This window comes from Planococcus soli, from assembly GCF_016881065.1.
GTDB classification, from domain to species: domain Bacteria; phylum Bacillota; class Bacilli; order Bacillales_A; family Planococcaceae; genus Planococcus; species Planococcus soli.
Genome location: NZ_WXYN01000016.1, coordinates 209,875 through 235,634 on the forward strand (window position 1 = coordinate 209,875; position 25,760 = coordinate 235,634).

At 44.6% G+C, this 25,760-nt stretch carries 25 protein-coding genes; 19 read left to right on the forward strand and 6 right to left on the reverse strand.

The window, feature by feature from the left end; all coding sequences use genetic code 11:
- Positions 1-2 precede the first annotated feature (2 nt).
- Together GJB59_RS08770 and GJB59_RS08775 are read right to left on the reverse strand one after the other, a co-directional pair.
- Entirely contained in the window at positions 3-398 is a 396-nt protein-coding gene (locus GJB59_RS08770; protein WP_142826886.1) for a GtrA family protein, read from the reverse strand.
- Positions 388-1,326 (reverse strand): glycosyltransferase family 2 protein, encoded by a 939-nt coding sequence (locus GJB59_RS08775; protein ID WP_142826887.1) that lies wholly within the window; start codon positions 1,324-1,326, stop codon positions 388-390. Before GJB59_RS08775 ends, GJB59_RS08770 begins: the two co-directional genes overlap by 11 nt.
- 314 nt (positions 1,327-1,640) lie before the next feature.
- Between GJB59_RS08775 and GJB59_RS08780 the strand changes: the two genes are divergently transcribed.
- The 9 genes from GJB59_RS08780 to GJB59_RS08820 all read left to right on the forward strand — a co-directional run bounded on the left by GJB59_RS08780 (position 1,641) and on the right by GJB59_RS08820 (position 10,661).
- The gene (locus GJB59_RS08780) at positions 1,641-2,255 is read left to right on the forward strand and encodes a TerD family protein (RefSeq protein ID WP_142826888.1); all 615 of its coding nucleotides are present in this window, start codon (positions 1,641-1,643) and stop codon (positions 2,253-2,255) included.
- A 15-nt stretch (positions 2,256-2,270) separates the two neighbouring features.
- The gene (locus GJB59_RS08785; protein ID WP_142826889.1) at positions 2,271-2,849 is read left to right on the forward strand and encodes a TerD family protein; all 579 of its coding nucleotides are present in this window, start codon (positions 2,271-2,273) and stop codon (positions 2,847-2,849) included.
- Between the two features lie 107 nt (positions 2,850-2,956).
- Positions 2,957-4,102: an HpcH/HpaI aldolase/citrate lyase family protein gene (locus tag GJB59_RS08790; protein WP_142826890.1), complete on the forward strand. Its 1,146-nt coding sequence runs from the start codon at positions 2,957-2,959 to the stop codon at positions 4,100-4,102.
- Positions 4,035-5,402: a phosphoribosyltransferase family protein gene (locus GJB59_RS08795; protein WP_142826891.1), complete on the forward strand. Its 1,368-nt coding sequence runs from the start codon at positions 4,035-4,037 to the stop codon at positions 5,400-5,402. Before GJB59_RS08790 ends, GJB59_RS08795 begins: the two co-directional genes overlap by 68 nt.
- Positions 5,402-6,511 carry a cysteine protease StiP family protein gene (locus GJB59_RS08800; protein WP_142826892.1) on the forward strand — a complete coding sequence of 370 codons (1,110 nt, stop codon included), beginning with the start codon at positions 5,402-5,404 and terminating at the stop codon, positions 6,509-6,511. The genes GJB59_RS08795 and GJB59_RS08800 overlap by 1 nt, the downstream gene beginning before the upstream one ends.
- On the forward strand, positions 6,508-7,323 hold the full coding sequence (locus tag GJB59_RS08805; protein WP_142826893.1) for a hypothetical protein: 816 nt from the start codon (positions 6,508-6,510) through the stop codon (positions 7,321-7,323). The genes GJB59_RS08800 and GJB59_RS08805 overlap by 4 nt, the downstream gene beginning before the upstream one ends.
- A gap of 24 nt (positions 7,324-7,347) precedes the next feature.
- A complete protein-coding gene (locus tag GJB59_RS08810; RefSeq protein WP_142826894.1) occupies positions 7,348-8,961 on the forward strand; it encodes a YceG family protein in 1,614 nt (537 codons plus the stop codon).
- 20 nt (positions 8,962-8,981) lie between these two features.
- Positions 8,982-10,064, forward strand: a complete 1,083-nt coding sequence (locus GJB59_RS08815; RefSeq protein WP_142826895.1) for a toxic anion resistance protein — start codon at positions 8,982-8,984, stop codon at positions 10,062-10,064.
- 18 nt (positions 10,065-10,082) lie between these two features.
- A complete protein-coding gene (locus tag GJB59_RS08820) occupies positions 10,083-10,661 on the forward strand; it encodes a TerD family protein (RefSeq protein WP_142826896.1) in 579 nt (192 codons plus the stop codon).
- 80 nt (positions 10,662-10,741) lie between these two features.
- Here the strand turns inward: GJB59_RS08820 and GJB59_RS08825 are convergent, their stop codons facing one another.
- Positions 10,742-11,974, reverse strand: coding sequence for a Zn-dependent hydrolase (locus GJB59_RS08825; RefSeq protein WP_142826897.1), 1,233 nt, complete (start codon positions 11,972-11,974; stop codon positions 10,742-10,744).
- Between the two features lie 134 nt (positions 11,975-12,108).
- On the opposite strand from GJB59_RS08825, the gene GJB59_RS08830 reads away from it, so the two are divergent.
- From GJB59_RS08830 to GJB59_RS08840, 3 genes are all read left to right on the forward strand, one after another.
- Positions 12,109-13,275 (forward strand): M20 metallopeptidase family protein, encoded by a 1,167-nt coding sequence (locus GJB59_RS08830; protein ID WP_142826898.1) that lies wholly within the window; start codon positions 12,109-12,111, stop codon positions 13,273-13,275.
- Positions 13,276-13,400: 125 nt separating this feature from the next.
- Positions 13,401-14,930: an AbgT family transporter gene (locus GJB59_RS08835; RefSeq protein ID WP_142826899.1), complete on the forward strand. Its 1,530-nt coding sequence runs from the start codon at positions 13,401-13,403 to the stop codon at positions 14,928-14,930.
- A 99-nt stretch (positions 14,931-15,029) separates the two neighbouring features.
- A complete protein-coding gene (locus GJB59_RS08840; protein ID WP_280525810.1) occupies positions 15,030-16,328 on the forward strand; it encodes an amidohydrolase in 1,299 nt (432 codons plus the stop codon).
- 78 nt (positions 16,329-16,406) lie between these two features.
- Here the strand turns inward: GJB59_RS08840 and GJB59_RS08845 are convergent, their stop codons facing one another.
- Both GJB59_RS08845 and GJB59_RS08850 read right to left on the reverse strand, forming a co-directional pair.
- Positions 16,407-17,672 carry a TRAP transporter large permease gene (locus GJB59_RS08845; protein ID WP_142826900.1) on the reverse strand — a complete coding sequence of 422 codons (1,266 nt, stop codon included), beginning with the start codon at positions 17,670-17,672 and terminating at the stop codon, positions 16,407-16,409.
- Positions 17,657-18,157 carry a TRAP transporter small permease gene (locus GJB59_RS08850; RefSeq protein ID WP_142826901.1) on the reverse strand — a complete coding sequence of 167 codons (501 nt, stop codon included), beginning with the start codon at positions 18,155-18,157 and terminating at the stop codon, positions 17,657-17,659. Before GJB59_RS08850 ends, GJB59_RS08845 begins: the two co-directional genes overlap by 16 nt.
- A gap of 419 nt (positions 18,158-18,576) precedes the next feature.
- On the opposite strand from GJB59_RS08850, the gene GJB59_RS08855 reads away from it, so the two are divergent.
- A complete protein-coding gene (locus tag GJB59_RS08855) occupies positions 18,577-19,605 on the forward strand; it encodes a DctP family TRAP transporter solute-binding subunit (protein WP_142826902.1) in 1,029 nt (342 codons plus the stop codon).
- 125 nt (positions 19,606-19,730) lie between these two features.
- Entirely contained in the window at positions 19,731-20,114 is a 384-nt protein-coding gene (pcaC, locus tag GJB59_RS08860) for a 4-carboxymuconolactone decarboxylase (protein ID WP_142826903.1), read from the forward strand.
- Between the two features lie 11 nt (positions 20,115-20,125).
- Here the strand turns inward: pcaC and GJB59_RS08865 are convergent, their stop codons facing one another.
- The gene (locus tag GJB59_RS08865; protein ID WP_142826904.1) at positions 20,126-21,049 is read right to left on the reverse strand and encodes an AEC family transporter; all 924 of its coding nucleotides are present in this window, start codon (positions 21,047-21,049) and stop codon (positions 20,126-20,128) included.
- Between the two features lie 110 nt (positions 21,050-21,159).
- Between GJB59_RS08865 and GJB59_RS08870 the strand changes: the two genes are divergently transcribed.
- The 5 genes from GJB59_RS08870 to GJB59_RS08890 all read left to right on the forward strand — a co-directional run bounded on the left by GJB59_RS08870 (position 21,160) and on the right by GJB59_RS08890 (position 25,752).
- Positions 21,160-22,089, forward strand: a complete 930-nt coding sequence (locus GJB59_RS08870) for a hydroxymethylglutaryl-CoA lyase (protein WP_142826905.1) — start codon at positions 21,160-21,162, stop codon at positions 22,087-22,089.
- A 64-nt stretch (positions 22,090-22,153) separates the two neighbouring features.
- Positions 22,154-22,948 (forward strand): enoyl-CoA hydratase/isomerase family protein, encoded by a 795-nt coding sequence (locus GJB59_RS08875; protein WP_142826906.1) that lies wholly within the window; start codon positions 22,154-22,156, stop codon positions 22,946-22,948.
- A 45-nt stretch (positions 22,949-22,993) separates the two neighbouring features.
- Positions 22,994-24,334, forward strand: coding sequence for an MmgE/PrpD family protein (locus GJB59_RS08880; protein ID WP_142826907.1), 1,341 nt, complete (start codon positions 22,994-22,996; stop codon positions 24,332-24,334).
- 48 nt (positions 24,335-24,382) lie between these two features.
- On the forward strand, positions 24,383-24,910 hold the full coding sequence (locus GJB59_RS08885; protein WP_142826908.1) for a PaaI family thioesterase: 528 nt from the start codon (positions 24,383-24,385) through the stop codon (positions 24,908-24,910).
- Positions 24,907-25,752: a fumarate hydratase gene (locus GJB59_RS08890; RefSeq protein ID WP_142826909.1), complete on the forward strand. Its 846-nt coding sequence runs from the start codon at positions 24,907-24,909 to the stop codon at positions 25,750-25,752. The genes GJB59_RS08885 and GJB59_RS08890 overlap by 4 nt, the downstream gene beginning before the upstream one ends.
- Positions 25,753-25,760: the final 8 nt, after the last annotated feature.

The window sequence follows — 25,760 nt, forward strand, 5'->3', positions numbered from 1 at the left end:
GCTTATTTTGGATGAGCCGTATCCTTAAGAATCTTCCCGGATACGACAAAGGTTATGGGAATCGTAAACAATACTGCCGCAAAAGGTGCGATATTGCTGTTGAACTGCAAAAATTCAACGAAAATGAAAATCAGGGCTGTGGAGACAGATATATTAACGACCTGAGTCAAAGGGAAATACAGGTATTTTTTCAAAGTGGGCCTGATGCGATACGTCACGTAGCAGTTCAGGAAAAAAGAAATGTTCAAACTGATCACAAAGCCAATTACATGCGCCAACAGGTAAGGCCATGAAAACACATTGTGGAGCAGCAAGTAAATGCTGTAATAGCTTAAAGTGTTGAGTACACCAACAAAAACAAAGCGGGTAAATTCTGTGTTCAGTGTTTTAAAGTTCATCGTATTCATCCACATTGCTGATATCTACCAAAAAATGCGGCCGCTGCTTGGTTTCATTGTAGATGCGTCCGATATATTCGCCGATAACGCCGAGGCTGATCAATTGAATGCCTCCGAGTAAAAGAATGGCTGTAATTGTCGTAAAGTAGCCCGGGGCTCCGACGCCTTCCCGCATAATGTTATAGAGAGTGAAGAAAATGTAGATGAGAGACAGGAATAAGACCAGGAAGCCAGTGTAAAAACAAATGCGCAAAGGCTTCATGTTAAAAGAAATGATGCCGTCAATGCCATAATTGACGAGGCTGTTGAACGACCATTTTGAATCGCCGTCAGTTCGCAAAACATTTTCGTAGTTGATCGTTTTTTTGCTGAGGCCAATCCAGGAGAACAGCCCTTTGGAAAAACGGTTGCTTTCACTCAATGCCAGAATCGCATTGATGGCTTTTCGGCTTAACAGCCGGAAATCGCCTTCGCCGTCCTGTAAATCTACATCGGTAATCGAGTTGATCAGTTTGTAGTAGAGAGAAGAAAACAAGGAACGTACTTTAGAGTCTCCGGTGCGGGAACGTCTGGCAACAACTTGGTTAAAGCCTTCCTCGTAGCCCTCGACCATTTCACCTATCAAAGTTGGCGGATGCTGCAGATCGCTGTCCATCACAATGGCAGCATCGCCTTTGATGCGTTTTAAACCGGCAAGCATTGCAGATTCTTTTCCAAAGTTCCGCGTCAACGAAATATATTTTACGCTGTCATGTGCTGCTGCCAGCTTTAAAATTTCCTGGAGTGTACCGTCGCTGCTGCCATCATTAATGAACATAATTTCATATTGATATGGAAGCGAATCAAGTTCCTGCACCAACCTGTCGTACATGGAAGCAATGTTTGCTTCTTCGTTATAAGCCGGAACAACGATAGAGATAAGCTTCATTTTTTTTTCCCCTTTCGAGCTGTTGATAAAAAGTCTCCTAAAGCTTGTATTACCCGCGCCATTTAAGAAGTATGCCTTGCGAAAATGAAACTTCCTAGCATTACATACGTATTAGTATACGACAGGTGTTTTAAGAAAACACATGTCTGAAAATTCAGCTTGAAATGATTGCCTGTGAAACTTCCAGCCAGCTGAGCTGTATGGCCAGGGTCTGGAATCTGCAAGTCTTTTGCCGGGCTTTATTCGTTGAATTTTACATGTTGGACCGATACCATTAAAATAGAATACATACTGATGAATGGAGAGTGTTAAGAATGGCGATCAATCTCGTAAAAGGTCAAAAAATCGATTTAACAAAAGGACGTTCATCCCTTTCAAGCATAATGGTTGGTTTGGGCTGGGACCCAGTCCAAACTAAAAAAAGTGGAGGCTTTCTGAGCGGCCTATTGGGCGGCGGAGGCGGCGGTGCTGATGTTGACTGTGACGCATCCGTATTGCTGCTTGACGAAAATGGCAAGCTGACGGCAAAAGAAAACCTCATTTATTTTGGCAATAAGAAAAGCAAAGACGGCAGTGTGGTTCACTCAGGCGACAACTTGACTGGTGAAGGCGAAGGCGACGATGAAACGATCAATATTGACTTGAAGCGAATCTCGCCGTCTGTACATCGTTTGGTCTTTGTGGTAAACATTTATAACGCGAAACAAAAGAAACAGGATTTTGGCATGATCGAAAATGCATTTATCCGCTTGGTCGACAATCAGTCGAAAGAAGAACTTGTCCATTACAATCTTACGGACAACTATGCAGGACAAATGTCGCTTATTACAGGTGAACTTTATCGCCAAGGGGCAGAATGGAAGTTTTCTGCAATCGGTGAAGGCGCATCGGAACCTGATATCGGATCTATCGCAAACAAATATTCTTAAGGAGTGAAGTAGAAAATGGCAATTAACTTATCAAAAGGACAAAAAGTAGATTTAACAAAAACCAATCCGGGTTTATCCAAAGTAATCGTAGGTTTGGGATGGGATACCAATAAATATGACGGAGGCCAGGATTTCGATTTGGATTCCTCAGTCTTCCTTTTAAATGGTGAAGGCAAAACGGCTTCAGAAGCTGACTTTATCTTTTATAACAACACAACAGGTGCTGCCGGAGCGGTAGAACATACTGGCGATAACAAAACAGGTGAAGGGGATGGCGATGACGAGCAGGTTAACGTTAACCTATCCGCTATTCCAGCTTCAATCGAAAAAGCGACTTTTGCTATCACAATCCATGATGCGGAAGGACGCAGCCAAAACTTTGGACAGGTAAGCAATTCATATGTCCGCATCGTTAATGGAGACACAAATGAAGAATTGATCCGCTATGATTTAGGGGAAGATTTTTCAATTGAAACTGCGGTCGTCGTGGGTGAATTATACCGCCACGGATCAGAGTGGAAATTTAACGCCATTGGCAGCGGTTATCAAGGCGGCTTAGAGTCTCTTGTGAAAGACTTTGGCTTAAACAGCTGAGTAGACGATGGAAAAGCAAGGAGACTTTCTCCTTGCTTTTTGTCCATTCATATATGAAATGAGAATTTGAACGGGCTGTAGCAGCAGCATGCCGGGAGGGACCACGCATGAGACATTTTAGCGGATTGACAGATTCTGATTTAAAAACTTTTTTTAAATATTACCCGGCAGAATTTAACCGTGATACGGAACGGGAAACCTTAGGTCTGGCATTAGGTGCAGCACTTTACACACCTGGATCCAGAGTGGATTTTGCACAAAAAATCGTAAGTGGAGATTACAGCAGCGGTGCATTTTCAGGCTTGACTACTTTAATCGTCTGCCTCGAAGATGCGGTAGCCGATACAGAGTTGGAAACAGCGGAACAAAACGTAATAGGCGAGTTTAAAAAGCTGGCAAAGGCAAATGCTGAACAATTGGCAGCCGGCCCAGCGCTGTTTTTGCGGATTCGCACACCTGAACAATTAGAAAAATTGATCAAACAGGCGGGCCATGCATTAAGCGTATTGACTGGCATCGTTTTCCCAAAATGTTTGCCTGCCACATTGCCGTTGTTTTTCGAAGCATTGGACCGCGCCAGTGAAGCGGCCGGCAGAGGGCTTTACGCCCTGCCTTTGCTCGAAACAAAAGAAGTGCTGTACAGTGAATCCCGTGAACAGACTTTAGCTGAATTGCACGAAATCATGAAATCGGAAGCCTATCGGGTGTTGACTGTTCGCGTAGGCGCAACGGATTTTTCCAGTCTTTACGGCTTGCGGCGTCCTGCTGAGCGGACGATTTATGATGTCCATATCATCCGTGATTGCCTGACTGCCATTTTGAACCGCTTTAATCGTGCGGAAGATGGATTTACCGTTTCCGGTCCTGTATATGAACATTTTTCGGGAGGAGAGCGATTATGGCTTTCTTCGAAACCGGAACAAACGCTGTGGGAAGAAGTCCAATTGGATGTTCTCAACGGGTTTAAAGGAAAAACCTGTATCCATCCTTCTCAAATATCAATCGTTAATGCCGGCCATATCGTATCGCTTGAAACTTTTGAAGATGCTAAATTGATCCTCAATCAGAGCAGCAAACGAAACGGCGTCCTGCAAAGTCCTAAACGAAATAAAATGAACGAAGTAAAACCGCATTTGAGCTGGGCAAAAAAAATTGCCGCTCAAGCGGAAGTCTATGGGGTGCTGAATGAAAACTATCAACAAATCGATGTCCTCAACCACATCCGGGCCAACCAGCTTTCAAATCAATACTAAGTTATGGGATAACCTGGATATTAATATTTTGGTAGCAAATGCTTATTCCGGGCTTTCTCCGGAATCGCTTTTTTCTGTAGCTCTGCGCATCAATAAAAAGCGCCAGTTTTTATTCGTCAGCAAACTAATTGCCAAACATCTGGCTGTTCGTCCCTCTGCGGCTCTGGGAACAGGGACCTTGTTAGCTTCCTTGCTGATGGAGGAGTCCGGTTTGGAAGGGTATCCTGATGCACATTCTCTTGTTGAAATGATTGAAACGGGAAAAATAGACAAGGAGAAAACCATCAAATCGCTGCAATTTAAAAAAGAGATGCCTCAGCAAACAGTTTTCATCGGCATGGCGGAAACCGCAACCGGCCTTGGGCATTCGGTTTTTCAGCATTTTGAGAATGCGGCTTATATCCACACAACTCGTGAAGAAATTGTTGGCACCACCCCGTCTTTTGTTTTTGAAGAAGAACATTCCCACGCAACATCCCATAAGGTTTATGCGCCTTCCGGCATGCTTGAACAGGCAGAAACCATCGTTTTGATCGACGATGAAATTTCAACAGGCAATACTTTGCTGAATCTGGTTTGTGCGCTGGATGATCAATTTCCTGGAAAGAATTATGCTTCTCTGTCCATCCTGGATTGGCGAAGCGACAGCCAGAAAGAAAAACTTGAAAAGATGGCAAACGACCGAAATATCCGTCTGAATATTCTGTCCTTAATGGCCGGCCAATTTGAGTTAGTTCACAGCAAAGCACCGGAAGAACCTGAATTGATGGCATTGGACAGTTCCGGATCGAGGCTTCCGGATGTCGAATTGCCAGGAAAGAAATTGGCTGTCGGTTCGGAGACCGGACAACAGTACATATCTTATACAGGGCGCTTTGGCATAACCAGCAGAGAGCATGACGAAATAGGAGATTGGGCAGAAGCTGCCGCCAAATTGGTTGCACAGAAAAGCGGTAAAGCGCTGGTCATAGGCGTAGGAGAAAATATGTACTTGCCTTTGCGTTTCGCCTTAGCCCTAGAAGGAAATCCGATTGTACAGACCACTACACGCAGTCCGATTTTCGCTTCGCAAACAACCGGCTATCCTATCAGGGAAAAAACAGAATTTGAGCTGCCGGATGCAGAAGGGGTCAGCCAGTTTATTTACAATCTGAATGAATTGGATATTGACCAAATTTACCTTCTTGCTGAATCTGTCATTGAGCTATCCGAATGGCAGCCTCTGCTTGCATATCTGGAGAAAAAAGCGCCCGTAGAATGGGTTTCCCTGACCGCCAACAAAAGGAGTGAAAAGATCTAATGATAGCAACAGATTTAGTGAAAACGAGTTATCCCAAAGAAGATATCACGTTCCTATTGAAAGATGTCAGTGATGCATTTGTTGAAAGCACGTTGGAGGAACGGGAAAAAGCGGTTCAAACTGGCGCACATTACGCAGAACGGCTGCCGATGGAATACCGCCCTTCTGATGAATACACAAATCTTTATCACGAAACGGTAAAAAAAACCAAGCAGCAATTGAGCTATTTGGTAGGGCTGGTAACACGCCGGATTTTCATGAATGCAGGAACAGATGACGTTGTCCTCGTATCGTTGGCACGTGCCGGCAGCCCAATTGGCATTCTGATTCGCCGCTACGCGCAGCAAGTGATGAATATGGACTGGCCGCATTACAGTGTCTCTATTTTGCGCGATAAAGGAATAGATGAGAAAGCGATCGATTCAATTCGCGCAGCGCATCCCGCAAGCCGCATCCAATTTGTGGACGGCTGGACGGGCAAAGGGGCTATTCAAAAGGAATTGACCAAATCGGTCAACAGCCTCAATGAAGAAAAAGCTATGAACCTGTATGACGATATGGCAGTGTTGGCTGACCCGGGTGCTTGCGCGGTATTATTCGGGACGCGTGAAGATTTCCTTATTCCAAGCGCTTGCCTGAATGCGACCGTCTCAGGACTGGTGAGCCGCACGATTCTCAACGAGTTGTATATCGGCAAAGATGATTTCCACGGAGCGAAATTTTACGGTGAGCTGCTCGAAGAAGATTTATCGAATGATTTTGTCGATCAAATTACTGAATGTTTTGCCGAGACGCGCGATAGAGTCGAGAAGGACGCTGTCTCCACTCCGGTGACTGCCGAAAGAACCTGGCAGGGCATGGCAGAGGTCGAAGCGATCGGCCAGCAGATGTACAGGGAAACGGATTACCACTTGATCAAACCGGGTGTTGGAGAAACGACACGTGTCCTGCTTCGCAGAAGCCCGTGGAAAGTTTTGGTCAACAGCTTGGACAATCCGGATGTCCATCATATTTTGATGCTGGCAAAAGAAAAAGAAGTGCCGGTTGAAGTGGTTCCTGATTTGTTTTATCGTGCAATCGGCCTGATTCGATCGGGTAAAGAAATATGACAGTTCTATTCGCCAGTGATCTGGATCAGACGTTGATTTATTCCCGCAATTCAATGGGGATGGAAGTGACCGAGGACGAACTTGTCGAAGTAGAGCGCTACGAGGGCAAGCCTTTGTCATTCATGACTAAAAAAAGCCAATCAAAGTTATGGAATATCAAAGAATCCGCATTCTTTTTACCGGTCACTACGCGTACACAGGCACAATATGAGCGGGTGACAGGGATTTTTGAAGGAAGCCAGGCGCCTCGCTTTGCGGTCATATCCAACGGAGCGGTCATTTTGGAAAATGGTCAACCGATCAAGGAGTGGTCGGATGGGATTCGCCAGCAATGCGTCAGCCGCAAAACTATTATTACGGAGTTGCTGCCGGAAATTGAACGCCATTTCTCGGAAGACTGGGTGCTGAAAGTACGTGAGGCAGATGATTGGTTCGTCTACCTGATCGTTGACCGTGCCCGTTTTCCTGATGATAAGCTTGATTTTTACACGACCACTTTCAAAAAGCTCGGATGGGGCATGTCCCTGCAAGGGAGAAAACTTTATTTTATGCCGGAAAGCATTACGAAAGCTGCTGCTATGGAGTATGTTAAAGAGCGCTTAGGAGCAAGCTGCGTATTTGCTGCCGGAGATTCCTTGCTGGATCTCGACTTATTGGAAAGTGCAGACTACAGCATGCTTGCTTCCCATGGCGAAGCGGTAAGAAGTGCAGTTCCGGTTTCCGAGCACATTCACCAAACGGAGAAGCACGGCATTAAAGCAGGAGAAGAAATATTGGCACGTGTTGCCGAGATTTCATTGCAGCGCAAGTAAGCAACAAAGCAAGGAGAGATTCCGATGGTTCAATTGCATCCGATCCCCGCAAAAACCTGGGATCCGGAAAAGATCGGGGAGTGGCTGAAAAAACCGATTGTGGATCACAGCGAAACCAAAATTGAAGAAAATCAGATTACGTATCCACAGCTGCTTGGACAAGTGAAGGGCATGCCCCTTGATGGCGATGAGTATTTTGCTGCCATCTATGATGTTATCGAGGCAGCGGAAGGACGATTAATCCAGCTGTCCGATAAGATGAACAAGCATATTGAGCAGGACCGTCTGCGGACATTGCAGGATCTGTTCGAAATGAACAAAAAAGAAAAAGGGCTGTCGCCAAACCGAATGGTGGCGTTTCTTGACGGCAAAGGCCTGTTGCCGAGATTGAAAGATACAGATTTGAACAGGCGCTTGCGGGTTGTACTGATTGATATCCTGAAAGATTTTCAGGAGCAATCCGGAGGGAATACGACTCACTCTTCTTTCCGCCGTGTAACGACAGATTTGGTCAAGTGGATGTTCAATCATATCCAACCTGAAATCGAGAAGTTGGAACTGGAAAAAGGCCTGCCAGGTTTCTTATGGTATGGCAGCGCTTCGGAAAGCGAAACCTGGTTTTTGAAGCTATCAGCGGCTTTTGGCTTCCATGTTATCGTCTATGATCCTAAAGGGGATGGCTGGTTCGAGCAGGCAGTTGGAAAAGACGGGCTCCATACTCACAGTTTTCAGGTAAATGCTCCATCACTCTTGCCTTTTCCGGAAGAAAAGCCGAAACGTGTTGGAACGGTCGCTTACCGGGCAACCCAGGAAGTGGATCGTTTGCTGCACCACGATGATTCTGGGCTTTATAAGCCTTTCCAATTCAAATCCTATTTGACCCACTCGGTACGCCTCAAAACCACTATGGATGAAGCGTTCATGCTTGCCAAAGAGCGTGCAATGGTTCGGCCATCATTTTCGGTTGCGAGTGGAAGCGTCAACATTCCAGTCGTTTTCTCGAAGCTAATGGGCATCGAGAAAGACCGCCGGCGCTTTTGGGAAAATGTCCACAATTTGACTGAGCGCGAAGATACGAAATTGATACGAAGCTTTCCCTTTATCGATGAGCGCAAAGGCAATCAGCAGTTCCACTACCGTGCTGCTCTTGGAAGGGATGGACGTCTGGATCCGGAAAAAATGAAAGCCGCACATTGGTGGAGATACAATAAATTGCCGGATGGCGTCCAGACTGCGATAGCAGCAGCAATTGCCAGACATGTAGAAAAGCCGATTCTTTTGCCTCAAAACAGCGAGTCAATTGAAGATTTGCAACTCTATGCTTTTTCACAATCCATGTCGCTGCCGGATTCAGTAATCCAATTGATCCAGTTATTTGATTACCCGCAGTTTGTACCGACAATGCTGTTTTACAACGAAGAAAAAGACGGCGAATTGAGCCGTGCAGATGCCAACATGATCGCCTTGATCCACATATTCGGACTTGATGTCATCATCATCAATCCCCAAGGGCATCAGGACATCGAGCGCTGGGTAGATCCCGAATCATTTGATACACACTGGCTGGATGAACGAAGCTTTAACGAGCCTTACCGTGAGCCTTCAGTGGTGAAAAAGATATTCAAAAAATGGCTGTAGCCAAAAAGGAGTGAAACCGGATGACCAATATGCCAGATCAAATTGAACAGCAGGAATTGGTGATGAAAGATGAAAATCAATTAAAGGTTCAGTTGAAAAAAGATCCTGAAGTCCTTCAGTTGGCTGCCAAGATCGATCCGAAAAACCAAATTGCTTTATTGGAATTCGGCCGTGAGCCTGCCAATGAAATTTCCGCTTTTACAGGAAAAGTTTTGAATTCTGTCCAGGCGAACAGCATGGAGGAATCGAGTGAACTACTGAAACAGCTCGGCAAAATCATGGATAAGTTCGATAAGAAAGATTTTGTTGAAAAGAAAGGCTTCCTCAGTAAAATTTTCAACAAAGGCAATAAAGTGATCGAGCAATTATTCAACAAATACCAGACCATGGGAACTGAGATTGACAAAGTTTATGTCGAAATCACAAAGTACGAAGGCGAAATGAAAAAATCAACAACGACGCTGGAAGAACTGTATAACCAAAACTTCAATTATTTTATGGAGTTGGAAAAGTACATCGCAGCAGGCGACATCAAAGTCGAGGAACTAAAAGCCAAAGAGCCGGATGTCCGGGCAAAAGCAGAATCGGGCGATCAAATGGCGCTAATGGAGTTGAATTCCCTGCAAAATGCTATTGAGCTTCTTGAGCAGCGCGTCTACGATCTTGAAATGGCCAAACAGGTTTCTTATCAGTCGGCTCCTCAAATCCGTATGCTGCAGCGCGGGAATACAAAGCTGATAGGAAAAATCAATTCAGCTTTCGTTACGACCATTCCAATTTTTAAAACTGGCTTGATTAATGCCATCGCGGCGAAACGCCAAAATCTGGTGGCTGAATCGATGAGCGAATTGGATCGCCGCACCAATGAAATGCTGCTGAACAATGCCAACGACATTTCACGGCAAAGCGTTGATATTGCAAGAATGTCCGGACAACCGAGCATCAAGATTGAAACCATTGAGCAAACATGGGAGACTATTATGCAGGGGATGAATGACACGCGCGAGATTGAGCAGGAAAATCGCAAAATGCGTGAAGAAGGACGTCTCCGCATCGAAGAATTGCAGAAGAAATATGAAGACACACAACGTAAAGCTAATTAATCGGAGGAGGAAATCAATATGTCAACAATCAACCTTTCAAAAGGACAGAAAATCGACTTAACGAAAACAAATCCGGGCCTAACAAAAGTGGTCGTCGGTTTAGGCTGGGATACCAATAAATACAGCGGGGGCGGAGACTTCGATTTGGATGCTTCGGTCTTCCTTGTAGGAGAAAACGGCAAGTCACGCGGACCGGAAGATTTTATCTTTTACAACAACCTTGTAGGGGCTAATGGTTCAGTTACACACACAGGCGATAACTTAACAGGCGAAGGGGAAGGCGATGATGAGCAAGTGATTGTCGATCTGCCAAACGTTCCTGCTGATGTCCATAAAATCAGTTTTACTGTAACAATCCACGAAGCAGAAAGCCGCGGCCAAAACTTCGGCCAGGTTTCAAATGCGTTTATCCGCATTGTAAATGAAAGTTCAAACGAAGAATTGATCCGCTACGACCTGGGAGAAGATTTCTCGATTGAAACGGCTTTAGTGGTCGGAGAATTATACCGCCACGGCAACGAATGGAAATTTAACGCAATCGGCAGCGGCTATCAAGGCGGTCTTGCGGCATTAGTAAATGACTTTGGCTTAGGTTGATCACAATTCAAAAACCGTTTATCAGTTTATAAACTGATAAACGGTTTTTTTTATGGTTAAGAAACGATAGAACAGTTATTTTATAATATTTGGTCGGCTTTCAACAAACCGTTCAAAAGGAGATTGGCACTCTTTTCGATATCTTCAGGGACACTCAATTCTTTTGGGCTATGGCTGATGCCTTTGATGCTTTTAACAAATATCATCACTGATGGGGTCATTTGCGCCAGGTTCATGGCATCATGCCCTGCCATGCTCGGCAAGATTGTATAAGGAATACCGGATTCAGCCGCCGCCTCTTCTAATATCCCTATAAGCTGTCTGTCAAAATCGCATTCCTGTGTATTATAGCTATTGGACACCGCCATTTTGACACCATGCCTGTTTTTAATCGCATGAAATGCTTCATGAATGTGCTGAACGAGGCTTTCGCGTTCTTTTTTATTGGCTGACCTTACCTCAAGAGTAAATTCAACACGCCCCGGGATAATATTGGCTGCATTCGGAAACACTTCAAATTTCCCCACAGTGGCGACCGTATCGCTATTGAGGGCAAGTGCGAGCTTCTGTACTTCTGCCACCATTTCACCTGCAGCAGCTAATGCATCTTTCCGACTTTTCATGACGGTAGTGCCGGAGTGGTTCTGCTGTCCTTCTATCGTTACAAGATCGCGGTAAATGCCGACAATGCTGTCGACAATTCCAACGGATAGCTTTTCGTTCTCCAGTTTGCTTCCTTGCTCGATATGGAGCTCGAAATAAGCGGCCATTGACCCTTTTTCTTCAGCATCCATAAGAGAAAGATCGCCACCGGCTTTTTCGATTGCCGTTGCCAAAGTTCTTCCTGTCCTGTCTGATGCCGCCAGTAATTCCTGGGAGACAAGCTTGCCGCTCATCGCACGGCTTCCCATAGTCGAAAAGTTAAATTCATTGGCTTCTTCTGCGGTAAAAGAGACGATTTGAAGTGGATGAGCCAATGTAATATGATGATCAATTAAAGTCTGAACAATTTCTTTTGCAGCCAAGACACCAAGAGCCCCATCGTATTTTCCGCCGTTTGGTACAGTATCCAGGTGAGAACCAATTACTAGAGGAACATCTTTTTCGCCAGAGCCTGGTAAAGTTCCCCAGATATTGGCGATTGAGTCTATTGAGACGCTCATGCCTAACGCTTTTAATTCCTGAGTGAAAAGATTGCGCACTTCATAATCTGCGGCCGAAAAACTGGGGCGATTTACACCGCCATTTTTTTCCTTTCCATATGTAGCATAAGCTTCAATGTTTGCCATTAGACGGTCTATGTTAATTTCCATTTATACACATCCCTTCATATGAATTTATCCTTCAATAGTAACATAATTATCATTAAATTATGAATACTCGACACAGCTTTTTTTATCTGTGCTATCCTCGAAAAGAGAAGTAAAAACAGAAAGGATGAAAAGCGATGGCAATTATCGACCAAGTAAAAGAAATCAGAAGAGCTCTGCATCAAAATCCGGAACTGGGTGGAGAGGAATGGGAAACTTCAAAACGAATACAGGAAGAGCTGCAGAAAGCGGGAATTCCATTTGAAACCGGGTTTGCCAAAACCGGAGTTCTTGGTGTAATTGAGGGCAGCAGTGAAGGTGGAACAGTAGCATTGCGCGCGGATATTGATGCACTTCCGATTTTGGAAAAGTCAGCTGTCGACTTTAAATCCAAAGTGGATGGCAAAATGCACGCTTGCGGCCACGACGCGCATACTTCGATGCTCCTAGGAACAGCTTTTAAGCTGCAGGAAATGAAAGAGCAGCTGCCAGGACGTGTCCTGCTGGTTTTTCAGCCGAATGAAGAAGCATCGCCAATCGGCGGAGCGAGACCGATGATGGAAGATGGCCTCTTTGATGAATTCAAACCGGATGTCATTTTTGGCCAGCATGTTTGGCCGGATCTGCCTGTGGGCCAGATTGGCATACGCGACAAGGAAATGATGGGTGCTTCTGATACTTTGTCTTTCACTATAAAAGGTGCAGGTGGGCATGCCAGCATGCCACATCAAGGGAAAGATGCCATCGTCGTGACCGCTGAGTTCATCTCATCGCTGCAGTCGATTGTCAGCCGCAATGTAAACCCCTTGGAATCTGCCGTCATTACCATTGGCACAATCAATGGGGGCTATCGCTACAACGTGATAGCGGATCAAGTGGTTTTAAAAGGGACTGTTCGCACCTATAGCCAGAAAGCCAAAGACACCGTAAAACGCCGTCTGGAAAACTTGGTGAAAGGCTTTGAAATCGCTTACGAAGTGCAAATTGATTTTGAATATGTGGACGGCTATGGCGCCACTATCAACACTCCAGAATGGGCAGAGTTGGTACGGGGCAGTGCAGCTCAATTGTTGGGAGAAGCCGCTTTGCCAGAGGTGGATCCATCTATGGCAGGAGAGGATTTCTCCCGGTTTCTAGAGAACATTCCCGGAGCTTTCTATTGGCTCGGCTGCTCAAAAGAGGATGAGAAAGCTCCGAAACCCCTTCACGACCCAGAGTTCTTTTTTGACGAATCTGCTTTAGAAGTGGGAATCGAAACCATGGTGAAAGTGACAGTCGATGCATTGAAAAAGCTGAAAGGATAATTTTGGTAAACACGTATAATAATAAAAAAAAGTGAATTAATTATCGGAATCGCTTGATTATTTATAGTTTTTTTGCCTATAATATTAAAAAAGTTAAGATTTTAAAGAAATGGAGGGGGCGTATTATGAAGAAGCCGGAACAGAACGGAGAAAAGAAAGGAATTTTTATCCGTTTCCTGAATGTCGTAGAAAAACTGGGGAACAAATTGCCAGATCCGTTTATGATTTTTGTCTATTTGGCACTCGGAGTAATAGTTGCATCATTTATCTTTAGTTTATTCGATGCTGCTGTTGTCCATCCAGGTACTGGCGAAACTTTGGCAATTCAAAACTTGTTATCAGGTTTAGGGCTGCAGTATATCGTAACTTCCATGCTGGAGAATTTTACAGGTTTTGCACCGTTGGGAACCGTTTTGGCAATCATGTTGGGAATTGGATTGGCCGAGAAAGTGGGTTTACTGGAAGTTGTTATCCGTAAAACTATTTTAAAAGCACCTGCTTCACTCGTTACATATGCGATAGCTTTCGTAGGAATCATGGGGAATATTGCATCCGATGCGGCACAAATCCTCATACCGCCTCTCGCTGCAATGGTCTTTTATAAAATTGGCCGTCATCCACTGGCCGGATTGGCTGTCGGTTTTGCCAGTGCTGGAGCTGGATTTACAGCGAATTTACTGATTGTTGGAACAGACGCATTGCTGTCAGGAATTTCGACAGAAGCTGCTGCGATTCTTAACGATCAAATCATCGTTACGCCAGCCGATAACTGGTACTTTAATATTGTTTCTGTTTTTGTATTGACCGTAGTTGCTGCTTTAGTAACTGAAAAAATTATCGAACCAAAGCTCGGGAAGTATGAAGGCGATAAAATAATTGATGTTAGCGCAGAAGAAAATCCGAAAGCCAACAAAGGGCTGCGGAATGCCGGATTGGCTGCACTGGCGTATCTCACAATTATCGTCGTACTGATTGCATGGCCTGGCTCGACTTTGCGCAATGAAGAAGGCGGATTGATCCCCTCTCCGTTCTTGACCGGGATTGTTCCATTTATCTTGGGACTGTTTCTGGTGCTTGGAGTTGCCTATGGAAAAACGACGGGTGCAATCAAAACTTCACGTGATGCTGTAGGCTTTATGGGCGAATCCATTAAGGATATGTCAGGGTTCATCGTGTTGATTTTCGCCGCATCCCAGTTTATTGCTTACTTTACATGGACGAATATTGGGACGTGGATTGCAGTGAATGGGGCTGAGTTGCTGACTGAAATCAATTTCACTGGTATATATCTAATTATCGGGTACATCCTTTTTACATCTATGCTGAACTTCCTGATTTCATCAGGGTCTGCAAAATGGGCTTTGGAAGCACCGGTATTTGTGCCGTTATTTATGCAATTGGGTTATCATCCAGCTTTCACACAAATGGCTTATCGAATCGGGGATTCTTCGACAAATATAGTGACTCCTTTGAATCCATATTTCATCGTGGTGCTGTCATTTGTAAGGGAATACGATAAAAAAGCGGGGATGGGAACATTGATTTCATTGATGATTCCATATACTTTATCCTTCCTGCTCGTTTGGATCATCATGTTCTTGATTTTCTTCTACGCCGGGTGGCAGTTCGGACCAGGAATCACCCCTTATTTATAAAAACAATTTGCTCATTGATGGTTGTCTTCACCCATCAATGGGCATTTCTATACCATAAAATGAAATTAACTAATAACATAAAGATCAGGAGGGACGCAAGTGACAGAGAAACTAATCAATGAGGAATTGCAAATACAAATGGTCAGTTGGCGCCGCGATTTGCATAAGCATGCGGAATCCGGATTTTTGGAGATGCGCACGGCTTCGCTTGTTGCCGGCCGGTTATCCCAACTTGGCTATCCGCTGAAAATGGCTGAAGAAGTTATGAAAGCCGACCAGCGGATGGGGGTGCCAAGCCAGGAGGTTTTGGCTGCACATTATAAATGGGCCGAAGCGAACGGAGCTGACTTGGAATGGCTGCCGAACTTCAAAGACGGTATGACGGGAATCGTCGCTGTACTTGAAACGGGAAGACCAGGCCCGACACTGGCTTACCGCTTTGATATGGATGCATTGGACATCCAGGAGGAGCTGGCTCAAGGCCACATGCCATTCGATCAAGGCTTCCAGTCTGTTAATGCAGATAAAATGCATGCCTGTGCACACGACGGGCACACTTCGATTGGGCTTGGATTTGCTGAAACCTTGATGAGCAATAAAGAAAAACTGGCAGGAACAATCAAGTTGATTTTTCAGCCTGCAGAAGAAGGAACACGTGGAGCAAAATCAATGGTAGCGGCAGGAGTCGTTGATGATGTAGATGTTTTTATTGCCATGCACCTTGGAACTGGTGTGCCAACAGGCGAATTTGTGGCAGGCAATGCCGGATTTCTGGCAACTACCAAGCTGGACGTAGTTTTCAAGGGAGTCGCATCTCATGCGGGCGGCAAGCCGGAAGAAGGGCGCAACGCGTTGATGGCCGCCTCTTCTGCGGTTCTTGGATTGAACGGAATTCCACGCCATTCGGCAGGAGCTTCGAGAATTAATGTAGGTGTTTTAAACGCGGGATCGGGGCGCAATATCATTCCGGCAACGGCTCAAATGAAAATTGAAACCCGTGGGGAAACTTCTGAAATCAATGATTATATCCGGACGCAGGCCTTTGCAGTTCTTGAAGGTGCAGCAGCAATGTACGGGGTAGAAGTAAGCACCGATGTGGTTGGGGAAGCCAAAAGTAGCATTCCAAGCAAAGAATTGGTGGAAACTTTACACAGCGTAGCTCAATCCTCTCCTTTCTTTACTAAAACCATTGATTGGTCCACCGATTCGGCGGGGTCCGAAGATGCGACCTATTATATGGAGCACGTAAAAGCGCGCGGCGGGTTGGCCACGTATTGCATCGTTGGCAGCGATTTGGCAGCTGGCCATCATAATGAACGTTTTGATTTTGATGAAGCATCGATGCTGTCTGCAGTTGATGTGCTGTATCGTTCCGCATTGAAAATAAGCAAGGCATAAAGAAAAGACGGCAGAAATTTCCTGCCGTCTTTTCTTATGGGTAAATTTATGATTGGTCTCATTTTTAAAAAGCTGTTTTTAAGTTAAAAACAGTGAAATCTGAGGGAAGATGATGACCAGTATTAAAACAATGATGAATATCATAAAGAATGGGATAACGCCTTTTATAACTTGTTCAACCTTTTCCCCGGTTATCCCACTGACCACGAAGAGGTTCAGGCCGACTGGCGGTGTAATCATACCCAATTCCATGTTGACTACCATAATGATGGCGAAATGGATGACATCAATCTCCAACGCACTAATAATCGGCAACAAGATCGGCAAGGTAATCAAAATGATTGCTGTCGGTTCCAGGAACATTCCAAGAACGAAGAACAGCAAACTGACAATAATAAGGAATGTCCATTTGTTGAATCCACTGTCGCTGACCCAGGCTGCGAAATCCTGTGGAACTTGTTCAGTAGTGAGGAACATTCCGAAAACAAGTGCTGCTGCAATGATCAGGAAGATCATGGAAGTAGTATTGATGGACTCTTTGGTAATTTCGATAAACTGGGACCAGGTCATTTCTCTGTAAATGACTATAGACACGATAATTGCATATAAAGCAGCGACAAATGATGCTTCTGTCGGCGTAACAATACCTGTATAGATGCTCCCTAAAATTAGGACTGGCATCACGAGTCCCCAAGTAGCTTTTAGTGTAGGGCGCCACCGTTCGTTTAACGGAACTTTCGGCAAGCCGCCGTAGTTTTTTCGGTGCGCTACAATTACCGCATAGACAATCAAAGCCAAGCCGAGTAAAAGACCTGGGAGGATACCTGCAGAAAATAATCTTCCTGTAGACTGTTCAGAAACAGATCCGTAAAGAATTAGCGGAATCGATGGGGGAATCAGAATTCCCAAAGTTCCGGCCGAAGCAACAAGACCCATCGAATAACTCTTTTCATAGCCTGCTTTGACCATCATCGGAATCATTATGGCACCGATGGCAGCGGCTGTTGCAGGGCTGGAGCCAGAAATTGCTGCAAAAATCATACAGGTGATGACAGTTACTACGGACAAGCCGCCTTTGGTGTGGCCCACCCATGACCGGATGCACTCAATCAAGTATTTGGATATTCCGCCTTTGGCCATGATCAGCCCAGCGAAAACAAATCCTGGTATTGCCATTAACGTGGTGCTGTTGACGCCTGTAAACATTCTCTGAATAACAGTGTTTAATGAAAAATCTACCATGTAGAGACCGACAATACTGGAAACCGCTAAGCTGATAGCAATCGGCACCCGCAAGAAAGCAAAGACAAAAAGTAATACGATTACGATTACAGCTGCTTCCATTCTGCATCTCCTCCGCCCGTAACATTTTCTTTCTTGACAAAGTAACGATAAGCTTTTTCACAAAAACGGATAAACAACAAAGTTCCAGCAATCGGCATGATCAAGTAATTGATCCAGATCGGAAAGCCGACATCGATCGTTTTGATATCCTGGCTGTAAGCGGTCATCACCATGTCCATTCCGGTCCAAATGATGAAAATGCTGAAGGCTGCTCCGATCAACAGCGTAACCACTTGCGAGAAGTGCTGCATTTTGGGGCCGAACCGATCATAGACTACATCTATCGCAATATGCTTGTCTTCTTTTAAAGCTGAAGAAAAGCCGATGAAGATGGCCCATACTAAAAGCATGGTGTAAATTTCTGTGGCCCAGCTCTGGGAAGTGCCAACAATATAGCGCATGAAGACGGAGTAGAGGCTGATGCCAATTCCAATTAAGAATAGGACAATCGAGAAAGCGCTTTCAATACGATCCAGGTATTTCATTTGAATCCCCCTTAATCATTTTGTATTTTGGATACGAGAAGAATTAGTCAAATCATAATACAAGTTAAGCTCAATAACAAGTTAAATTTTTGAATTCACAGAAAATTAATTAACAGATAAAATGTTTAAATTATGCTTTTTGATATTCTATTATGAAGTAATGCTTAACTAAAGAAATTTTAAAAATGTATTTATTTAAAAAATAGAAAATTTAAATTTTTCTTTACATTCTTTTTCTTCTATGCTAATTTTGTTGTGAGTTGTATCCAAAATTCACTTAAAGGAGATCAGCTTAAAATTTTTTGTATGCCGGGTGAACAGGGCTGGAAGAAAGGAAGGTGCAGTTAAAAATGAAAGCCCTTACAAAAATGTTTTAAGTATGCTTCAGATTAAAAAAACCAATAGGGGGTTCTTTAATTATGAAAAAGCACATTTTTTCCGCATCTCTTTTAATGTCCGTACTTGCATTGGCTGCTTGCGGCAGTGACGAGGCAGCGAGCGGTGGGGAAAGCGGCGACGGTGTTCAGGAAATGACGATTAAGTTTTCCCACGTTGTAGCTGAAAACACACCGAAGCACCAAGGCGCGTTGGCCATGAAAGAGTATATTGAAACGGAATCCGATGGAGCCATCGAGGTTGAAATTTATCCAAACAGTTCGTTATTTGGGGATCAAGACGAGTATCAGAACCTGGCATCGAATAACGTTCAATTTATTGCACCGGATTTGACTAAATTTGTCGGAAACAATCCACAATTCAACGTACCTGCACTGCCGTTCATGTTTGAGACCGATGAGCAAGCAATAGAGTTTTGGGATGGCGAAAAAGGGCAGGAGATCTTAGGAAGCCTTGAGGGCGATGGTGTGCTTGGACTTTCCATGTGGCCGAATGGCGGTAAGCATATTACCAACAATGAACGGCCAATTGACTCGCCGGATGATTTCCAGGGACTGAAATTCCGTACACAAGGCGGGCAAGTGCTTGAGGAAATTTATTCTGCTATGGGTGCCGGTTCAGAATCCATTCCGTTTGGAGAGCTTTACACAGCGCTTGATCAAGGAGTAGTAGAGGGTCAGGAAAATACGTTCAGCAATATTGAATCCAAGAAATTTGATGAGGTTCAGGACTATATGACAATCATGAACCATACACGCGTAGATTATGCTGTTTTCACTAACACTGAGTTCTGGGAAAGCATGAATGATGCAACTAAAGAAATTGTGCAGGCCGGATTGGATGAAGGAACAGCGGTGGCACGTGAGGAAGCAATCACGTTGAACGAAGAAGCGCTTGAGTTGATTCGTGAAAGAGGGCTGGTTGAAATCATTGAGTTGACGCCTGAACAAATCGAAGAGTTTCGGACAGCATTGGAGCCTATCTATGATGAGTTCGAAGAGCAAATCGGAGCGGATGTATATGAAGCAGCACGTGAAGCGGCGGGCCAATAATAGTTGAAGAGAACTAAAAAAGTTGGCTGTTTTTTAGCCAACTTTTTTCAGTTTAAATTTTTGAAAAAGCATCATTGTGCATAGCAGTTTAAGAAAGCCAATAACCTACAGACAGGAGAATGGATATGAACAAAGAGAAGTTTGAACAGGGACTCCAAATACGCAGAAGTGTGCTGGGTGCGGAATACGTGGATAAATCGATTCAAAATGCAACGGATTTTAATATGCCTATGCAGGAATTGGTGACCGAGTATTGCTGGGGGGAAGTTTGGGCGCGCCCAGGGTTGTCCAAAAAAACACGGAGCATGCTGAATCTTGCCATGATCACGGCATTGAACCGGCCGCACGAATTGAAACTGCATGTCAGAGGAGCTATCAATAATGGCTTAACAAGAGACGACATACAGGAAGTCTTCCTGCAAACGGCCATTTACTGCGGTGTGCCGGCAGCGATTGACAGCTTCAGGACAGCAAAAGAAGTATTTGATGAAATGGATAAGGAGAACTGATCCAGATTCTCTTAAACAAAAAGGATTCGCGATAGGAAAATTACAATCGTAACGGACAAAGCACTGAAAATAGTTGAGGCGAGAACAGCTTGAGCAGCAAATGCAGTTTCATTTTCGTATTCCTGCGCAATAATGGCACTGTTTACGGAACTTGGGACGGCCGAAGCGATAAACATCGCTTGAGCTGTAATGGCGTCGACGTTTAGGAATTGAATGATGAAAAAAGCCAGAAGCGGGCTGATAACAAGCCTGACGCCTACACTTAAGTAAACCGTGAACATATTTTTGGAGAAATTCAACTGAACAACCTGTGCACCCAAAGTCAGAAGTGCCAGTGCGATTAACGCATCTGCAATGTATGAACCTGGAGTGTAGAGGAACTGCGGCAGTGTAAGGTCAAAGGCATTCAGCATCAGACCGAAAAACATCGCATAAAGCACCGGCATTTTAAAATAAGGGACGGCAGCTTTGATTTTTGATTTATCCAGCCGCTGCAAACTAATGATCCCGTAAGAATAAACCAGCAAATTCTGGAAAGTAAGCACCAATACTTGAACCGCCATCGCAATCGGATCCTGGCGAAAAGCCAAATCATTTACGGAAATGCCATAGTTGCCTGAGTTGTAAAAAAGAGTACTATGGGAAAAAGCGGTTTGGAGTCCTTTGCTGAAGCCAAACAGTTTACTGATTAATTTGGATACAAAATACAATAACAAAGACAAAAAAATAAAAAACACCAATACTTTAAAAAACATTTCCCATGCCAAATCAGTTTCGTATAGCCGGATGAAAATCAATCCAGGAACTAGATAATAGATATTAATTTTTGCCAATGTGTTCAAATCAAAATGAAACTTTATATGCAAAAATGCTCCGATTCCAATCAAAATAAGAATGGGGACAATGATATTCAAGAAAATATTGAAAATCTCCAAAACACTCTCTCCTTTCAATCGTTAAGTAAATAAAGGTGTATATTGTTTCTGTACAATATACACCATTAAGAAAATTATACCAATCAATTTTGAAACTAAGGAGAATTTTAATGAATCTGCCTAAAAGCATTAAGATAAATGAAGTGGTATTAAGAGACGGCTTGCAATTGGAAGACAAGGTTTTGACGATAGACGAGAAAAAAACTTTGTTTGATCTGTTAGTAAAAGCCAATATCGGGACGCTTGAATTCGGTTCTTTTGTCCATCCAAAATTAGTGCCGCAAATGGCTAACAGCGGTGAATTGTTTGAGTTGATTTCTCCGACATCCGGGGAATTAAAGCTGATTGCACTGATTCCGAATTTAAAAGGAGCAAAAAACGCGCAGGAAAAAGGCGTAAAAAAAGTGAATTTTGTTTTCTCGGCAAGCGATACACATAATCAGCAAAACGTCCAAAAAACTACGGAAGAATCTTTAGTGGAACTTAAAGAGATTGTCGATTACTGCGAGGAACATGCCATGGTATTGAGTGTGTCGATTGCAACAACTTTTGGCTGTCCGTTTGAAGGCGAAGTGAAAAAGGAAAGAATCCACTGGATCCTTGAGCAGTTGGCTCCGCTTCATATAGAAATCATCACACTGGCAGATACAACAGGCATGGCCAATCCACAGCAAGTTTACGATCTGATTTCGGAGCTGAAGAACAAATTTCCGGAACAATCATTCAACCTCCATTTTCACAATACGCGAGGTATGGGATTGGCAAATATGCTGGGAGCAATCGAGGCGGGCATCACGAGTTTTGATGCTTCTTTAGGAGGACTTGGCGGCTGTCCATTTGCTCCAGGAGCAACAGGCAATATCTGCACAGAAGATGTTGTCCATATGCTGCACAGCATGGGAATCGACACTGGACTGTCGTTGGAAAGGTTGATAGAGGCTTCACAGAAGCTTCAACAACTTGTGGAGCACGCAACACCAGGCTATGTCTTAAAGGCAGGGCCATACGACCGGAAATACCCGGTTCCGGCAGCAAAATAGATAGCTTATGTAAACGAAAGTTCTTAGTTCAATTCTTATAGAAGAAAACTTGGAGGATACTGCTATGACCAACTGGGAAACCTTGATCTTAAATGAAGAGCATGGCGATGAACATGTCTATGTAATTGAATTAAACAGACCTGAAGCGATGAATTCGCTGAATACAAAAATGGCGGTTGAATTGATTGAATGCCTGACATCACTCGAACAGCAAAAAAGCTTGCGTGTGTTGGTGCTTACCGCCAAAGGAGAAAAAAGCTTTTGTGCGGGAGCGGACTTAAAAGAACGCAAAGGAATGACCAATGCACAATGGAAACAGCAGCATGACATTTTTGAGGATGCTTATGAATTGCTGCGGAACTTCAAGTTCCCGGTCATTGCCGCAGTCAACGGTTTTGCTTTAGGTGGCGGTATGGAGATGCTGCTGAGCTGTGATCTTCGCTACGCGGCCGCGCACGCCAAGATGGGCTTGCCGGAAGTTAAGCTGGGCATTATACCAGGGGTGGGCGGAACGCAATTGCTGCCGCGTGCCATTCCAGTCGGTTTGGCAAAAGAGATGCTTTTTAGAGGCAATCAGGTAGATGCGAATAAGGCGTTGGAAACTGGAATTTTGAACGGTGTTTATTCCAAAGAGGAACTAATGCCGAAGACGCTGGAAATCGCCAAGGAAATTGCACAAAATGCACCGTTATCCTTGCAGTCCATAAAAAAATCCATTTCTACAGGGCTCCATACGGATATTAACACAGCGCTGTCGATTGAACTGGATCAATATTATAAATGTGCAAATTCAGAAGATCGCCTGGAAGGCGTGTTGGCCTTTAATGAAAAACGAAAGCCGGACTGGCAAGGGAAATGATAAACAGCTGAGGCATTCGACGTTTCAGTGGAAGGAGGAGCCGAAATGGAGTTAAGCAGACATTTGGCTAGATATAGCTTGGAGCTTTCATATGAAGATTTGCCGGAAGAGGTCGTTTCGTTTACAAAACTTTGCATTCTCGACTATTTCGGATCAGCGATTTCAGGATCAGATAAAAAGCCTGTTCAAATGGTCAGTGAACTTGTGAACGAGATGGGGGGCCATGAACAGGCGAAGCTGTTTACCGGTGGGAAATCCAGTGCAATAAATGCGGCTTTGGTAAACGGGGCGGCAAGCCACGTTATGGAGCTGGACGATATCCATAAAGGATCAATTATTCATGCGGCCACAGTCGTCATTCCTGCAGCATTGGCAATTGCCGAGTGGAAAGAACTGAGCGGAAGAGAATTGATCACTGCTGTTGTGGCAGGATATGAAGTCTGTTTCAGAATCGGGGAAGCGGTCTCACCTTCCCATTATTATTACTGGCACAATACGGCGACCTGCGGAACTTTTGGGGCTGTAACAGCAGCCGGAAAGCTCCTCGGTTTATCGGAAGACGAGCTGGTAAGTGCCTTAGGAAATGCCGGGTCGCAAGCAGCAGGGCTATGGGAATTTATCGTAGATGGCGCCATGACCAAGCAGCTGCACACAGGAAAAGCGGCAATGAACGGGACAATGGCTGCTTTATTGGCGCAAAAAGGTTTTACGGGACCGAAGAAAATTCTCGAAGGCGACCGGGGCTTTTTTAACGCCATGAGTGAAGAACATGATGTTTCAAGAATAACGGAAAATCTTGGACAAGAATTCAAAATTTTGGAGAACTCTTTTAAAATCCATGCATCGTGCCGGCACACGCATCATGCCGTCGATTTATTGATTGATATATTCAAAGAACAGCATCCGGCATTGGAAGACATCGAATCGGTGGAAGTCGATTCTTATCAAGTCGCCCTGAATATTACCGATGACGCAGATCCTCAAACAGAATATGCAGCGAAATTCAGCCTGCAATTTTGCTCAGCCTTAGCCTTATTGAATGGGCGTGCAAGCCTGGAAGATTTCAATGGGGATAAGTTGTGGGATGAAGGGGTTCGGTCATTGGTAAAGAAAGTAAATGTCCAGGTGGACCCTGCAATTGATGGCAGCTACCCGAAACAATGGGGAGCGGCAGTCAGTGTCCTGTTAAAGAATGGGGAAAAGATCCACAAACAAACCGATTTTCCAAAAGGCGATCCTGAAAATGCAGTCACACCGGAAGAGCTGCTCGAAAAATTTATGGGGATGGCCACGAAGTTGCCAACCAAACAGCGGCAGGCTTTAGCGGAGAGTTTAATGGACTTGGAATCTACTGAGAATATCAGCGATCTAATGGCCGCACTATAAAAGTCAAAAACGTTCAATTAAAAGAATTCATGCAAAGAGGGCGCTTCTATGAAACGGAATATTGAGCAATCCACAAAAGTTGAAAATCTGCAAAAGCAATTGGAAACCTTTAATTCAACCGAACTGGAGCAGGCTGCTTACCTGTTATCGCTTTTGCAGGAGCCACAGGCTGGCTCGGCAGATAATGCTGTGCCGATGCATTTGCTTGGGAGATTCTTAGGAATGGTGCAAAATCAGGACGGAACGACTGAAATGGCATTGGGGTTTCAGAATGAAAATACTTACGGAGTAGCGCAAGGCGGTTCTATCTATACGTTGGCTGACGTCGCAATCGGCTTCAGCATTCTGCAGAATTTAACAGCGGGAGAAAAGGTCTTTACTCTGGAACTGAAAGTGAACTTTATTGAGAAGGGCCAAGGTTCCCGTTTGGTCGCAACCCCTCTTATTTTAAGGCAAGGCAGAACAACTGTTGTTTCTGAGTGCACCATTCACGATGATTCGGGAAAATTGGTGGCAAAAGCGCTGGGCACCTTTTATATCAGTGGATCACCAAAAAGAAAGGAGGGAGAAGGATGAAAGAGATTGCATATGAAAAAATTGTGGAAGAAGTAAAAACCATGTGTATGGAATCCAATTACAATCTTGGGGAAGATGTGTATTCGGCGTTTAAGCAAGCATTGCAGACAGAACGCTCGGAAACCGGCAAGGAAGTGCTGACCCAGCTGATTGATAACGCCGACATTGCCAAGGCAGAAAGAGTGCCCATGTGCCAGGATACCGGAACGGCGGTCTTCATGGTAGAAGTGGGCCAGGATTGCCACATTGCCGGGGGGAGATTGGTGGATGCCATTAATGAAGGCGTAGAAAAAGGGTATGGTGAAGGCTATTTAAGAAATTCCATGGTCTACAATCCGATGAACCGGAAAAATACAGGAAACAACACGCCAGCCATTGTCCATATTGACTTGGTTGAAGGAGAAGAATTGACGCTTCATATGACAGCTAAAGGCGGCGGAGCAGAAAACATGAGTGCATTGAAAATGCTGAAGCCGTCTGATGGCATGGAAGGGGTCAAGGAATACATTTTATCCATCGTTAAAGAAGCAGGGCCAAATGCCTGTCCGCCGCTGGTCGTCGGCATCGGCATCGGCGGCAATTTTGAGCGCTGTGCTTTTTTGGCGAAAAAATCATTGTTCCGGCCGCTGGGTGTCCGCCATGAAGATCCGGCAGTTGCAGAACTTGAACTGGAATTGATGGAACAAATCAACCGGCTAGGCATCGGTCCTCAGGGCATGGGCGGCAGCACAACTGCCCTGGACGTTAAAGTGGAACTGGAGTCCTGCCATATTGCGGCGTTGCCGGTGGCCGTCAACCTGAATTGCCACGCCAGCCGCCACCAAACGATCGTAATGAAATGAGGTGAATG